The organism is Robertmurraya sp. FSL W8-0741, from assembly GCF_038004005.1.
Taxonomy (GTDB): Bacteria; Bacillota; Bacilli; order Bacillales; family Cytobacillaceae; genus Robertmurraya; species Robertmurraya siralis.
Genome location: NZ_JBBOQG010000001.1, coordinates 2,252,918 through 2,267,392 on the forward strand (window position 1 = coordinate 2,252,918; position 14,475 = coordinate 2,267,392).

The window sequence follows — 14,475 nt, forward strand, 5'->3', positions numbered from 1 at the left end:
TAAGATGAAGTGCATTTTAATCGATTATTTATTGGAAATGAGGCTTTTAAGTACATATAAAAGCAAGTGGGTAAGTTTTTGGAGGGAAAAGACAAGTGATGAAAACAACGATTTCAGAAGTACACAAATATGTAGAACAGGAAGTCAAAATTGGAGCATGGATCGCTAACAAGCGCTCTAGCGGAAAGATTGCCTTTTTGCAGTTAAGAGATGGAACTGGCTTCATACAGGGAGTTGTGGTCAAAGCAGAAGTATCTGAGGAGTTGTTTCAAGCTGCGAAATCTGTGACACAAGAATCATCTGTGTATGTGACAGGGGTTGTTCAAAAGGATGAACGTTCACCGCTAGGGTATGAACTTCTTGTAAAAGGGCTTGAAATATTGCATCAAGCTGTTGATTATCCGATCACCCCAAAGGAACATGGAACAGAATTTTTAATGGATCATCGTCATTTATGGCTACGCTCGCGTCGTCAGCATGCGGTCATGAAAATTCGCAATGAGATTATTCGCGCAACATATGAATTTTTTAACGAAAAAGGTTTTTCAAAGGTTGATCCGCCTATTTTAACGGGGAGTGCTCCTGAAGGAACAACCGAGCTTTTCGCAACGAAATATTTTGATGAGGATGCGTATTTATCCCAAAGTGGTCAATTATACATGGAAGCTGCGGCAATGGCCCTTGGGAAAGTATTTTCATTCGGACCGACATTTAGAGCTGAAAAATCAAAAACACGTCGCCATTTAATTGAGTTCTGGATGATTGAGCCTGAAATGGCCTTTGTTGAATTTGAGGAAAATTTAGAAGTGCAAGAACAATATGTTTCGCATATCGTTCAATCAGTACTTAAGAATTGTCAGATTGAGTTAAAAACACTAGGTAGAGATACAAGTAAGCTTGAAAACATAAAAGCACCATTTCCGCGCATTAGCTATGATGATGCAATTTCATTCTTAAATGAAAAGGGCTTTGACGATATTAAATGGGGGGATGATTTCGGTGCTCCTCATGAAACAGCGATAGCGGAACATTATGATAAACCTGTATTTATTACGAAATATCCAACAAGTCTCAAACCTTTTTATATGCAACCAGATCATGAAAGAGAAGATGTTGTACTATGTGCAGACTTGATTGCCCCAGAAGGCTATGGTGAAATTATCGGAGGTTCTGAACGTATCCATGATTTTGATTTGCTGAAGGCAAGAATTGAGGAGCATAATTTGCCACTTGATGCTTATCAATGGTATTTAGATTTAAGAAAGTACGGATCTGTTCCACATTCCGGCTTTGGTCTTGGCCTTGAGCGAACTGTTGCCTGGATTAGCGGAGTAGAGCATGTTCGTGAAACGATTCCATTTCCACGTTTGTTAAATCGTTTATATCCTTAATTTGATGAAAAGCTCGCTACTGAAGGCGAGCTTTGCTTTTTTAACGGTTAGGGAGCGATTGTTTATAGGCGGTACTCCTTTAAGGAATGCATCCAGCTTTGCAATTATCCGAAAAATATCAGAATTCGTTATGTATGTATGTGCCCTGTGCTTCATTTTTAACAGAAACTTTTTTAAACTAAATTTTCAAAATCGCACCGAGCACGTTTGATCCCAATACCTTGAAGTAAATGAAAATGGCTAACTTTTTTATGCTAGCTTGACTAATTTCTCCATACCTTGTTAACTGGACTTCGTGATATACTTAGAGGGAGGTGTCTCTATATGAACGAGAATATGGTGAAATGGGTTCAGGAAGGAAATATTTCTATTCCGAGAGCTTTATTGCTTTATTATAAAGATATGAATATTAATGAAAATGAATTAGTATTGTTGCTGCATGTTATTTCGTTTCTAGAAAAAGGGAATGACTTTCCAACTCCTACAGAAATCTCTTCAAGAATGACGATCTCAACAAGCCAATGTACGGAATTGCTTCGCAAATTAATTCAAAAAGGCTTTATTAAAATAGATGATGGCTATTCTAACGAAGGGATTCGTTTTGAAAAATATACGATTGAACCGCTTTGGCAGAAGCTTGTGAATGAATATTTATTTAATCAAAATGCACAGCAGAAAGAGCAAAATGAAAAAAATGAAATGGATCTATACACAGTCTTTGAACAGGAATTCGGCAGGCCGTTATCACCATTTGAATGTGAAACATTGGCCTTATGGCTGGATGATGATCGTCATGAACCAATCATTATTAAGGCTGCATTAAGAGAAGCTGTTATTTCAGGAAAGCTGAACTTTCGTTATATTGATCGAATTCTTTTTGAATGGAAGAAGAATGGCATCAAGACGATTGAGCAAGCAAAAAGCTATGGGAATAAATTCAGGCAGAATTCAAGACATTCGGTTCGTACAAACAGTGAAGAGGAAACGAGTCGCCCTGAAGCAGTTCCCTTTTATAACTGGTTGGAACAATAAAAATGGAAACTTTTTAAGTGAGTGAGGCAAATGTTAAATAAAACACAAATTCGATTTTGTTTAGATAAAATAGGGGAAATGTACCCTGATGCTCATTGTGAGCTCGTACATTCTAACCCATTTGAACTGGTCATTGCGGTTGCTTTATCAGCGCAATGCACCGATGTATTAGTCAATAAAGTAACGAAAGATCTCTTTCAGAAATATAAAACACCTGAGGACTATCTCAATGTATCTTTAGAAGAACTGCAAAATGATATTCGTTCCATTGGTCTCTATCGTAATAAGGCAAAAAATATTCAAAAGCTTTGTAGATTATTGCTAGAGGAGTACAATGGGGAAGTTCCGAAAGACAGGGATGAACTAACAAAGCTGCCAGGTGTTGGGCGCAAAACAGCAAATGTCGTAGTATCTGTTGCTTTTGGCGTCCCGGCAATTGCCGTTGACACTCATGTTGAGCGCGTAAGCAAGCGGTTGGCTATTTGCAGGTGGAAAGACAGTGTATTAGAGGTTGAAAAGACACTGATGAGAAAAATTCCTGAGGACGAATGGTCCGTAACTCATCATCGGTTAATCTTTTTTGGGCGCTACCATTGCAAGGCGCAAAATCCTCAGTGTGACATTTGTCCTTTGCTTGATCTTTGCCGTGAAGGGAAGAAAAGGATGGCGAAGAAATAATGAATGAGTTCGTACGGACGGTGCCAAAGGAATTAAAGCATTCTTTCTTTTTTCCAGAGGATAAAATTACGATAAGCCCCCCTATGCAGGGGAGTGATTTTCAAATTCCCTTTATGTACGAAGCAGCTCATTTTTTAGGTGAAGAAGGCTTGAGGCCATGGGATGATCCTCAACATAGCATTGCCTCGTTATTACAGGAATGGCTGAATGTAAAAGCGGTGCTTCAAGCTGAGTTTGCAATGAGAAATACGAAAGCAGCTTTAAATTCTATGAGAAAAGGGAGCGGTTTGTTTGTTGAATTCCTGCATTGGACAAACAATCAACCGTCCATTTTAAATCCAGAAATTGCATATGGTGATTTACACATTAAGCCTGTCAATATTGAAGAGCGTTTACAGTTTATCATTGAAAGACCTAATTTATTTCATTCTTATATGCAATTATGTGAGCTATTTGTTGAACAGGAGAAAGGCTATAAAAAGATGATTGCCATGAAAAATATGAAAAAATAACGAAAGGCGTCTAAGCATAAGCTTGGACGCCTTTCTCTTATGGCTGATTACCTTGGTTCCCGCCATTTTGATTTCCTTGACCTTGGCCCTGACCTTGACCTGGGTTATTTCCTTGCTGTGGCTGGCCATTATTGTTATCATTTTGCTCATCGTTTCCAGGATTTTCGTTATCTGGCTCGTCTGTTTCTTCATCTTCCTCGTTTCGACCCCATGGTGGACCACCATTGTCATCATTCTCATCATCCCCATCAAAAATGAGTGGATCAGGAATTTGAATGGCTGCCGTTGCGGGGTCACTCTTTTGTTGATCACGAACAGCGATAACCTTGAAGGTGTAATATCCACCATAATCGGCTTTCATTCGCAGCGTTTTTTCAGATTGTGCCGTTAACAGTTCTTCTGCGCCATCATCTTTCTTCACATAAATTTCAAATTGGACGCCATTTTCGTTTTCAGCAACATAATTCCAGTTTAATACAATCTCATTACTATCTGTATCATAATCTGCTGTTAAATCAACAGGTGCTTCAAGTCTATCATATTTATCAGATACTTCCTTTGGAGCGTGGCCCTTTACAGCATATTCTGTAATGATCATGTTTTTAGGAGTGTACTTACTTGCTTTTTTAGCTGGAATTGTTCCCTTTTCAATCTCAACTACTTCAACAGTATTCGGAACTTTAAAATCCGCTGTTTCTTTCCCGTTATGGACATGTTCCATAATATTTTTAAATAATCTTTGGCCAATTTTTTGGTCATCACCAACTAAATAATTTTCGTTTTTATTATCATATCCTGTCCAGACAGCAGCAGTATAGTTGGTTGTATAACCAACAAACCATGCATCTGGTACAGCGCCATTTGGAATATTGTACGCCTTTTTATCTGCATCGGGATAATTGGTCGTTCCGGTTTTTCCGGCAAGTGGCAAGCCTGATATATTTGCTCTTGTACCGGTTCCTGATTGTACGACATCCTTAAGCATATCAGTGATCATAAACGCAGTATAGTCCTGCATCACAACTTTGGAATCAGGCTTCATTTTCAATTTCGTGCCATCTCGCAGCTCAATCTCAACGACAGAGTAGGGTTCAGTATAAAATCCATTGTTGCCGAATGCACTGTAGGCGCCAGCCATTTCCAGTGATGAAACGCCCTTATCCTCGCCACCAAAACCACCGATGGAGTAAGATTCATGAATTTCTTTAAGCGGAATCCCTAAATCGATCGCAAATTGCTTCGCTTTTTCTGCTCCGACTGCTTGGAAGGCTTGTAGCGCAGGGATATTTCGCGATAAAGCCAGTGCGGTACGCATTGACATGACACCCATATGCTTATTATCCCAGTTGCTGATTTTATCTCCAGTTGAATATGTGTACGGTTTATCATCTAAAGCATAATAAGTACCCCATTTTAAAAACTCAATAGCAGGACCGTAGTCAATAATTGGTTTTATTGTTGAGCCTGGCTGTCTTTTTGCATCTGTCGCATAATTAAAGCCAAAGTCAACCGTTTGATTGCGTCCACCTCCAAGTGCGCGGATCTGGCCAGTAGCAGTATCTAAAAGAGTTATGCCTGCTTGGAATTTTTCATCAGGATATTCAATTTCATCGCCATCTAGAATATCCTCAACATATTTTTGTGCATCCGGCTCAAGAGTTGTATATATTTTCAAACCATCTGAAAATGGATCAATATCTGGATACTTTGCCTTGATTTCTTTTACGACATGGCCAACAAAGGCGTCATACGGAATATCTCCGGTAGATCTTTTATCCTCTGGGACCAATGTTGAAGTGACATCAACGCTTTTAGCTTCTTCCATTTCCTCCTGAGTGATAAAGCCATGCTTATGCATAAGAGTAAGGACGATGTTACGGCGTTTTTCCGCTCTTTCTGGATGTTTAAATGGATTATAATTAGCTGGACTTTGTGGCATACCAGCGAGCAATGCTGTTTCTGCTAACGTTAATTCATCTAATTCTTTCCCGAAGTACACTTTAGCTGCTGTGGCAATTCCATGTCCTCCAGAATCCATCCAAATTTTATTGACATACATCTCAAAAATTTGTTGTTTTGTATACTTTCTTTCTAACTGAATGGATAACCATGCTTCTTGAGCTTTACGGGATAATGTTTTTTCAGGTGTTAAAAATGAGTTTTTGACGACCTGCTGGGTAATGGTACTTGCACCTTCAGCACCAAAGCCTTCGGTTAGATTAGCTACGACAGCTCCACCTAAGCGAATAATATCAACCCCGTTATGCTTGTAAAAACGGGTGTCTTCAGTGGCTAATATTGCTTCCTCGACCTGTTTTGGGATATCCTCATAGTCCACGTAGTCCCGTTTTTCTGAACCAATTTCTGCAAAGAAATTTCCGTTTATATCATAAAGCTCGGATGAGATTGGATCTTTTAACAATTTTTCATCAAGCTTTGGAGTATCTTTAACCATATAAGCAAAAGTTCCAGCGCCAATAAGCAATCCTACAATTCCTAAGGCAACAAGAAAGAGAAAAATACGCTTAACTGATATTTTGGCCTTTTTTCGCCCTTTTCCTTTTTGTTTACTATTAAGCTGCTTACGGCGCTCCTCTCTTGATTGGTATTTTTCTGCCATATATGTTCATCCTTCCTTTTACTACTCACGTTTCCATTAATTAAGATGGTAGAGCTGATCTATAATCTTAATATAGTCAATTCGCGGTTGAAATCCAAGTGATATTTTATGCCCATATTGTGCTACCTCTTTGAAAGTAATCGACTTTCTCCCCCCGTTTTCCATCCTTTCCCAAAAAAACAGCAATGTTTTTCCTTCAAGCAAGTATACTTCTTCGATTTTGGAAAAGCGAAGAATAACGAAAGCAATGCCAGACTGATTTAATACTTGTCTAATATGCTCAATTTGGTGCTGATGAAAATTTTGCAAAGGAAAAGAGGTTTTAAAACGAGTTTCCTTAGCTTCAAAGTCAATATATCTTCCTTTGTAAACACCGTTATAATCTGTTGTAGAAGCTTGTTTAAAATAAGCTTCTTTAATCACAGCAGCACTTCTTTTCGGATAGTCCACTTGCACAATTTGCACAGGAGTGGGTTTTTTATGAATGACAGCTTTTCCGCTCGCCAAATAGTATTGATTCGTCTCGTTTAAATCTTCTTCTAAAGTCATTCCCCTATTACTGTAGGTGAAGTCCTTCTCCTTTGTCTTTTTTGTTATTTTCTTTTCACCTGGCTGAATGAATTTCTTTCCGTTTGGATAATGGAATTCCAATGATAAACACCTCACAAACTCCTTTTTATCATATCAGAAGTCCACGCTCTTTGGTTGAATAAAAAGCACTAATTAACGAATTCTAAAGATAGCCGCTACAGAAGAAGGTGTTCTTTTGATTATGGAATACGCTGATTTATCAGGCACTGAAAGAAAGATAATACACTCAATCAAGGGCCTTGTAAAGCAAAATAATATAGATAACCTCTCAAGAACTGAAGCATATCTTCGCTATTATCAAGAAAATAAGGCGATAAAATGGTCCTTTTTAGCTCACATGGTATCCCGTAATGCAGGCTGGAATATGTGTGATTTAAAAGGAAAGTGGTTCTCAAAAGTTATTGGAAAACAAAAAAGAGATTTATTATTTCAAACATATGAAAAAGCAAATTGGCTCATTTTTCAGGATGCTTACCCTCAACTCCTTCTCTACCAATATTCGACGAAAAAAGGGAAGGCAATGTTTCACCTGCTGAAGTTTTTCCAGGTTTCCCAGTTCATGGAACAGGAATGGAGGCATTATTGGCACTCGCAAGACCATGTGAGAATATTATTAGCATTAATTATTAATGAACAAAATATTATTCAAAAACCAGTCATAGAAAATTCTTTTTATAAAGAACATGTCTTTCGAACTTTTTTATTTTCCTTTCAAGATTGGTTTCATTACAGCTGCGTATTATTGCCCACTGTACATGGCGAATTATTTGGTGCAAGCGTCAACGGTTTCCGTTCTGTTGATAAGCGAATTGACTTAGGCAAACGGCTTGTTTCGATTTTATTTCATGAGGGCTTATACTCATATTTCTATGAATTCGCTATTAACACGATCCATACAGGTTCCCGTAGTGACTATGAGCAGTACCTACAAAATAAAGCTAACAGCGTTACACCGGAGCTAAGGCTTGCCTATCCGATTGTTCATCATCGAATGGAGCCTTTGAAGGACTGGTCAAAACAGAAAAAGCTTAAACCGAATTGGTTTACAACAACCGTTCATCATCGTCATCCTGTTGTTTTAACAAGCTGGTATAAAAGAAAGCAAAAAAAACTCCATCGGACGATATTATTTAAGGAAAGATTAGAAAGGATACTTTCCATCTATAAAAAGAAAGAAGAGATTATGGACGATTAGTTTCATCTCCATAATTCTCTTCAATGGATCGCCATAGGTTTATGTTGAAGGTCTGTCGGGGCCTTCTAATTTCTTATCACCAAAGCCAGTCTTTCTTTCTTCTAGTTTTTTTGGCTGGGCATTTGTTTGTTTCTTCTTCTTTTTCATCATCAGCACCTCCTTTTTTAGTTTGTTCAGGAGCTGCATGTTTCATTCTTCTTGTCGAATTAGCGCTATCGCGGTGAAAAATAGTTCTATCTTTGCCGAAACACAACTAGTTTTGTCAACGATGAAGGAGGTCTTTGATGTAGGGAGAATATAGTGCATATACATAAAAGATTATGGAGAACTAGATCATCTGTACGAAAATACAGTCTCTTATGAAAAGCCCCTTTTTATGAACAGTCTAAGCTTTGTTAAACAATATGGTTGAGCAAAAGATTTTCGGCCTATTTCGTGTGAAACTAAGGTTTTATACGCTTTTCAGTTATGCCGAAAGGTCCAGAAAGAAAATGAGGCAAAAGCAACTCCGATATTTAACAAAGCCACAATTAAAAAAAGCACAGAGGTTAAAAATTGAGGAGGTAGTTGAATTGGAAAAGGAGAGTATCCAAAAAGAAGAATTACTTGAAAAATTAACTGAAATTTATGATCAGTTGGAGGAACTTGAAAAAACACTTGACACAAATTTAGCAGAAAACCGGAAAAAAGCAATAAACGATCAGTTTACAAGATTAATGAGTCTTGAGAGCCGCATTACAAGACTTGAAAATGCATGTAACAGCGGACCTTTAAAATTAATTGAGAAGAAACGGAAGGGAGAAGCGGTTCAAGGACAGCACATGAAACTTGAACTTGGCTACTAATCAAAATACAATAACAATAAAGTAGCGCTGTGCTGCTTTATTTTTTTTAGAGGAGAGAAAAGATATTGAGTACTAGCTTATTAGCTTTAACTAATAAATTATTGGAGTTTACTGAACAAATTCTTGAAAAATTTGAAGAGGTTAAGAAAACGAAGGAAAAAGGCGACTTTTATGAAGAGGTAAAACCATTTGCAGAGCAGGTAAGGGAAGTAAAAGATGAGTGGCAAACGCTGGCAAAAGAATGGATTGAAGCGAAAAAGCCTAAATATTTACACGTAAAACAAATTGAATCAGCCTCTGAACAGATGGAACTGCTCTCGGTTCAAGCGTTTTTTCCTGAAACAAGTAGAACGCGATTTATAAACTATTGGCAATCTGCTCGCTTTATTTTGACGTCATTAAAGGATCTATTAGAAAAAGAATAACCGGGAGAAGCCTAGAGCCTGGAATCTCCCGTTAGGCAATTTAAGATTGGGGTTGATTTTCTGTCTTATGATGAGGCAGTTTAGCTCCTCGAGATTCAAGCTCACGAACTAGTTTTTTATACTCACTCGATGTGATTTCATTAGATACATAAGCCTTTTTGGCGAAATCTAACAATTCATTTACATCTTCAGTTTGATACTTCTTGTGGATTGAAAATTTTTTCTTTAGCTCGTGAACGAACATCAATATTCCTCCCCTTTTCTTATCTTATGCTTATCCTATTTCTACGCTTTATCGTAACATAAAATTAAATGGTCTTTTAATTTTTCAAAAATTTAAACTTCCGACATTATCCTGCATCCTTAGACATTTTTTTATATTTTTGATAAAGAGATTTTTGGCTCATTTCGTGTGAAACCTTGGTTTCACACGCCTTTCAATTATGTTGAAAGGTCTTCTGATTCCATGAAGTGATGTGAGAAAATGAGCAAAAAATTAACACCGTCATCTAACAAAGCCTTTATTTAAGGAGGAGACTGCAATTGTCACAACATAGGCAGATCCATCATAAATTATCATGATGGATCACTCTTATTCGTTAAGGGAAGATATATTAGTTCTGAATTTGCATGAAGTTTACTTTTGATCGGGGAACGAAAGAAGTGGGGCACAGCAACCTTTCACATAGTTGAGGATGGCATTCACCCTAATTAATTAAAAAACGTTTCATGAGAAATCTTATTTCACAATTGTATGAAGATAAGGAGGGGAGAAATAAATGTTTGGTCAAACAATTACAAATCAAGCTTATTATCAAGCTCCGCCTCATCGTTTTCCATCTTCATGGCCAATCCAGCAAGGGCAAGGGTGGCATAACGCTGTCCGTAATCAAAACTATTATTACTCTCCATATGGAAATCATGGTTGGCATGCTTACGGTCAAATGAATCAAAGCCAACAGTATCCATATGGGCACATGAACACTGGCCAATATCCTCCAACCCAGGGAGAAGTACCATTTGCACAGGAACAACCTTATCCTGTTGAATCTATTTTGCAAGATCCTCTTCAACCGAAGAAAAATCAAGGAGGGACGAATCCCTATGTGGGATACATGAATCCATATATGCATCCTTATCCTAAACCGGGGATCGGTGGAAATAGACCACCTACTGGAATTAGTTCTTTTATGAATTCTTTTAAGCAGCAAGATGGCTCATTAGATTTTAATAAAATGATTGATACAGCTGGACAAATGATGAATGCAGTAAATCAAGTTTCAGGGTTGGTAAAAGGCTTGGGTGGAATCTTTAAAGTCTAGCATTTTAAACGGATCAAAAATACGACCCAGACTGTAGGCAAACTCTCGATAAAAAATCAAGTTTGTCTACAGTCTTAAGAGTAAAAATCATCAGAAGCCGATTCCGCGACACAACTGGGAAGAAGATGTAGAAGAAGCTGAACACCTTTGTAACACAAATGAAATGAAGGAATATGCGCACTCCGTAAAGAGTTGATTGAACGAGTTTTTGCCGATGCAAAAGAAAAGCATGGTATGCGATGGATAACCGTAAGAGGGATTAAAAACAAGTCCATGCAGGCGATGCTTACTTATAGTGCCATGGAACTTAAAGAAATTAGACTTGGCAACCTGCTTGAGCAGGACTCAAACGAGTTGATGGGAGTGAAAGGTGCTTGACTCTATCCGGACAAAACGGGGAAAGCGAGAAAGACTCGAGTCCGAATACGAGCTCTATTTGACAGAACGATGGAAAAGAGAAAGACTCGAGTCTGAATAAGCTTCCAATTCAACTGACGGGAACAGATGTTCAAGAGTTCAATCCGAAATCCGATTAATAGCAGCAATATTAAGAAAAACTGCCGGAACCAACGTCATTTGCTTTCTACCTCGACAGAGCAGAGGACAGCAGCTCTAGAAATTCTGTAAAAAAGACTGCTAAAAACTTTTTCAGTGGCCTCATTTGCGGGACAGGTAAGCCCCCGCAGGAAACGACTGCACCGAGAGGCTCACCAACCGCCTCTTCGGAAGTAAGCGTTTGGAGCGGACATCAACGGATGTTAACGGCAATTCCATCAAAAAAAATTGCCAATAGCCTACGAGAGACAGTTCTCGCGATGCTTTTGTTGACAAGCAGATACGACCAAAGGTAGGTCGTTTTTTTATGTTTATAATCTATTGTTCTCCGTCACTAATAAAAATTTGCTTCCCTTTTGGCTTTGGAACTCGAATTTTTAACAGTCCATTTTGATAACTCGCTTTTACACTGGCTTCGTCGATTATGTGCCCAAGATATATGTTGCGGCTAAGCTGTTGTGTAGATTGACTTTTTTTGAAATAATTCTTTTTCTCATCTTCTTCGATGACCATTTCCACGTTTTTTACTGAAATGGTAATCGAACGCTCAAGAACATCAATATGAATTTGCTCCTTTTTTACCCCTGGCAGCTCCGCTGTAATGATAATTTTTTCATCTAGTTCTTTTATCTGTACAGGAAAGCTGCTGAAGGGCATTTGAAAAAATTCATCCATACTTTGAAGAAAGCCTTTTACAGGTCTTTTGTGAAAAAAATCATTCATGAGATTTCGAAAATCACCGAAAGGATCCTGATATTGATCCGGCTCTTTTGGAAGCTTTGAAGACATTGTGCACAACTCCTCTCAAAAAATGGTCAGTATAGTATATTCAGTTATGACGGAGCTGTTAAAAAATTTATTGCTGAATACGTGACAAACAAGTAGGAAGGGAACAAATTCTGAACAATCTATGAAATGTGATTTGGCTCACTTAATTATATGCAGAGGAAAGGTTATGCTGATACCGTATTATTTAAGAGAGAGGGGAATTAAATAATGTTTTGTTATCAATGTGAACAAACACCTACAGGTGGATGTAAGGTTGTCGGAGTTTGTGGGAAAGATGAAACGATCGCTAGTTTGCAAGATACGATCGTATTTGGATTAAAAGGAATTGCTGCTTACCGTACTCATGCCAATCAATTAGGGGCTACTGATTCATTTGTCGATACGACAACACATGAAGCCCTCTATATGACCTTAACGAACTCGAACTTTAATGTTCAAGAGCATATTGAAATGGCGATGAAGGTTGGACAAGCTGCTGTCAGGATCATGGAGGTTTTGGATGAAGCGCATACAAAAAGATTAGGAATTCCAAATCCCATCAGAGTGCCCCAAAATAAGGTGGAAGGAAAAGCGATTCTTGTAACGGGACATAATCTCTTTGCACTGGAGGAGTTGCTGAAGCAAACTGAAGGTAAGGGAATCAATATTTATACGCACTCAGAAATGCTCCCTGCACACGGTTACCCTGCATTGAAGAAATATTCCCATTTAAAGGGTAATTTAGGTAAGGCATGGTATGATCAAAGAAGATTATTTGAAAAATTCAATGGAGCGATTCTTGCGACGACAAATTGTGTCATGCCGATAAAAGGGAGCTATGCAGATAGAATGTTTTCATATGAAGTTGCCGGACTTGAAAATGTTCAAAAGATTGTCAATGATGACTTCACACCTTTGATCGAGAGAGCATTGGAGCTTCCGGAGGCTTATATTGACTCAGAGGAAACATTATTAACCGGTTTTCATCATGAAACAGTGTTGGGACTTGCTCCTGAAGTCATAGCTGCGGTGAAGGAAGGGAAGATCAAACGGTTTTTTGTTATTGCTGGCTGTGATGCGCCAGGTCAGGGAGGCGAATATTACCGCGAATTGGCGACCTCTCTACCGCCAGAGACAGTTATCTTGACTACTTCTTGCGGAAAATTCCGTTTCAATGATGTGGATTACGGAACAGTACCAGGGACAGACATTCCACGGTACATAGATCTTGGTCAATGTAATAACTCTGGCTCAACTGTTAAAATTGCGAAAGCTTTAGCAGATGCATTTGAATGTGAAATTAACGAGTTGCCAGTTAGTATTGTTCTTTCATGGTTTGAACAAAAAGCGGTCGCTATTCTTCTTGGCTTATTCAGTCTTGGCATTCAGGATATTCGCATCGGACCAAAACCGCCAGAATTTATTTCAGAGGGAGTAATGAATGTTTTGCAAGAAACCTTTAGTTTGAAATTAATCGGAACAGCTCAGGAAGACATGGCAGAAATGCTTGCTAAATAAGATAAAGGAAAAACATCCGCTAGTTTGTTTTACTGGCGGATGTTTTGTATTAAAGAAAGGATTTTGGTTATGTCTTGTGTAGCGCTTGGGTAAACTTTAGCTCCTTGCCCTTGTTTAGTTAACGCGATAGTTTTCATTTTTCGAAAGAATAATCCTTTTCTCTGGGTACCGTGATGAATGCTACTTTGCTTCATCCACAAAGCAACCATTCAAGCTTTTCGAAGATGTGCGTTTTTTAGATTAGTTCATCCATTAGTATGTCTGGATCTAATAGTAAATTCCCTTTGTTATCAACTTCGATCTTGCCTTCTTTTTTCATTTTTGTTAATGTTCGGCTAACCGTTTCGCGCGTTGTTCCGATCATGTTGGCTAAGTCACGATTTGTAAACTCTCCCTTTAGTAGAATGGAACCGTTTTCTAATTCTTGCCCATGGTTTTTTCCTAGCCTTATGAGGAGTTTGACAATTTGTTCATAAGTGTTATTGATAATTTGCGATTCTAACCGCTCTTGTAATTCCACAATCTTTTCTCCGAGAACTTTAAAGACTTTGATTGATAATTGGGGATTTTCAATTAAGACGTTCTCAAACTTTGATATGGGAACCACTACTAATACAGCATCGTCTATTGCTTCAGAAAAAGCAGGATAGCCACCTTTTCTAAAGAAGCCGACATGGGGAAACATGTCTCCTTTTTTTAAGAAAGCAACAATTTGTTCTTTGCCTGTTACATCGCTTTTGTAAATTTTTATTTTCCCTTCATAAATAAAATAAACATTTTCCAGTGGATCGTCCTGCATGAAAACGAATGTTCCTTTTTTCCATTCCCTTGAAATTGAAATGTTAACAATTTTTGTTAATTCATCCTCGTTCAGGTCACGAAAAAGTGTGAACTTCGATAATATGTTTTTTATATCTTCATGTTTCATATTACACCTCTAATTGATTTCATCTACTTCTATTGTACAAGAAATAACCCGTTATTTCTAAAATCTTTGCGGACGTTTTTTTACAATTTTGCTTC

14 protein-coding genes and 1 pseudogene are annotated in these 14,475 nt (G+C 38.0%); 10 read left to right on the forward strand and 5 right to left on the reverse strand.

The window, feature by feature from the left end; genetic code table 11:
- The first annotated feature begins 98 nt into the window (after positions 1–98).
- The 4 genes from asnS to NST02_RS10930 all read left to right on the forward strand — a co-directional run bounded on the left by asnS (position 99) and on the right by NST02_RS10930 (position 3,613).
- Entirely contained in the window at positions 99–1,391 is a 1,293-nt protein-coding gene (asnS, locus tag NST02_RS10915) for an asparagine--tRNA ligase (RefSeq protein WP_095306592.1), read from the forward strand.
- 324 nt (positions 1,392–1,715) lie between these two features.
- Positions 1,716–2,423, forward strand: coding sequence for a DnaD domain-containing protein (locus NST02_RS10920; protein ID WP_095306515.1), 708 nt, complete (start codon positions 1,716–1,718; stop codon positions 2,421–2,423).
- A 30-nt stretch (positions 2,424–2,453) separates the two neighbouring features.
- Positions 2,454–3,101 carry an endonuclease III gene (nth, locus tag NST02_RS10925; protein ID WP_095306514.1) on the forward strand — a complete coding sequence of 216 codons (648 nt, stop codon included), beginning with the start codon at positions 2,454–2,456 and terminating at the stop codon, positions 3,099–3,101.
- Positions 3,101–3,613: a YpoC family protein gene (locus NST02_RS10930; RefSeq protein ID WP_137743165.1), complete on the forward strand. Its 513-nt coding sequence runs from the start codon at positions 3,101–3,103 to the stop codon at positions 3,611–3,613. The genes nth and NST02_RS10930 overlap by 1 nt, the downstream gene beginning before the upstream one ends.
- A gap of 37 nt (positions 3,614–3,650) precedes the next feature.
- On the opposite strand, the gene NST02_RS10935 is transcribed toward NST02_RS10930, so the two are convergent.
- Positions 3,651–6,233 carry a penicillin-binding protein 1A gene (locus NST02_RS10935; RefSeq protein WP_095306512.1) on the reverse strand — a complete coding sequence of 861 codons (2,583 nt, stop codon included), beginning with the start codon at positions 6,231–6,233 and terminating at the stop codon, positions 3,651–3,653.
- A 36-nt stretch (positions 6,234–6,269) separates the two neighbouring features.
- The gene (gene recU / locus NST02_RS10940) at positions 6,270–6,884 is read right to left on the reverse strand and encodes a Holliday junction resolvase RecU (protein ID WP_137743163.1); all 615 of its coding nucleotides are present in this window, start codon (positions 6,882–6,884) and stop codon (positions 6,270–6,272) included.
- Between the two features lie 121 nt (positions 6,885–7,005).
- Between recU and NST02_RS10945 the strand changes: the two genes are divergently transcribed.
- The 3 genes from NST02_RS10945 to NST02_RS10955 all read left to right on the forward strand — a co-directional run bounded on the left by NST02_RS10945 (position 7,006) and on the right by NST02_RS10955 (position 9,289).
- The gene (locus NST02_RS10945; protein ID WP_095306510.1) at positions 7,006–8,019 is read left to right on the forward strand and encodes a DUF2515 domain-containing protein; all 1,014 of its coding nucleotides are present in this window, start codon (positions 7,006–7,008) and stop codon (positions 8,017–8,019) included.
- Positions 8,020–8,591: 572 nt separating this feature from the next.
- A complete protein-coding gene (locus NST02_RS10950; protein ID WP_095306509.1) occupies positions 8,592–8,864 on the forward strand; it encodes a hypothetical protein in 273 nt (90 codons plus the stop codon).
- 65 nt (positions 8,865–8,929) lie between these two features.
- Positions 8,930–9,289: a YppE family protein gene (locus tag NST02_RS10955; RefSeq protein ID WP_095306508.1), complete on the forward strand. Its 360-nt coding sequence runs from the start codon at positions 8,930–8,932 to the stop codon at positions 9,287–9,289.
- Between the two features lie 40 nt (positions 9,290–9,329).
- Here NST02_RS10955 and yppF read toward each other — a convergent pair whose 3' ends face one another.
- On the reverse strand, positions 9,330–9,533 hold the full coding sequence (gene yppF, locus NST02_RS10960; protein ID WP_095306507.1) for a YppF family protein: 204 nt from the start codon (positions 9,531–9,533) through the stop codon (positions 9,330–9,332).
- Between the two features lie 535 nt (positions 9,534–10,068).
- Between yppF and NST02_RS10965 the strand changes: the two genes are divergently transcribed.
- Positions 10,069–10,611, forward strand: a complete 543-nt coding sequence (locus NST02_RS10965) for a YppG family protein (RefSeq protein WP_137743162.1) — start codon at positions 10,069–10,071, stop codon at positions 10,609–10,611.
- Positions 10,612–10,687: 76 nt separating this feature from the next.
- Positions 10,688–10,989 (forward strand): annotated as a pseudogene (locus NST02_RS10970) (transposase); the annotation flags it as partial.
- Between the two features lie 495 nt (positions 10,990–11,484).
- Here NST02_RS10970 and NST02_RS10975 read toward each other — a convergent pair.
- A complete protein-coding gene (locus NST02_RS10975; RefSeq protein ID WP_137743161.1) occupies positions 11,485–11,955 on the reverse strand; it encodes an Hsp20/alpha crystallin family protein in 471 nt (156 codons plus the stop codon).
- Between the two features lie 207 nt (positions 11,956–12,162).
- Between NST02_RS10975 and hcp the strand changes: the two genes are divergently transcribed.
- The gene (gene hcp / locus NST02_RS10980; protein ID WP_095306504.1) at positions 12,163–13,452 is read left to right on the forward strand and encodes a hydroxylamine reductase; all 1,290 of its coding nucleotides are present in this window, start codon (positions 12,163–12,165) and stop codon (positions 13,450–13,452) included.
- A 235-nt stretch (positions 13,453–13,687) separates the two neighbouring features.
- Here the strand turns inward: hcp and NST02_RS10985 are convergent, their stop codons facing one another.
- A complete protein-coding gene (locus tag NST02_RS10985; RefSeq protein ID WP_095306503.1) occupies positions 13,688–14,380 on the reverse strand; it encodes a Crp/Fnr family transcriptional regulator in 693 nt (230 codons plus the stop codon).
- Positions 14,381–14,475 lie beyond the last annotated feature (95 nt).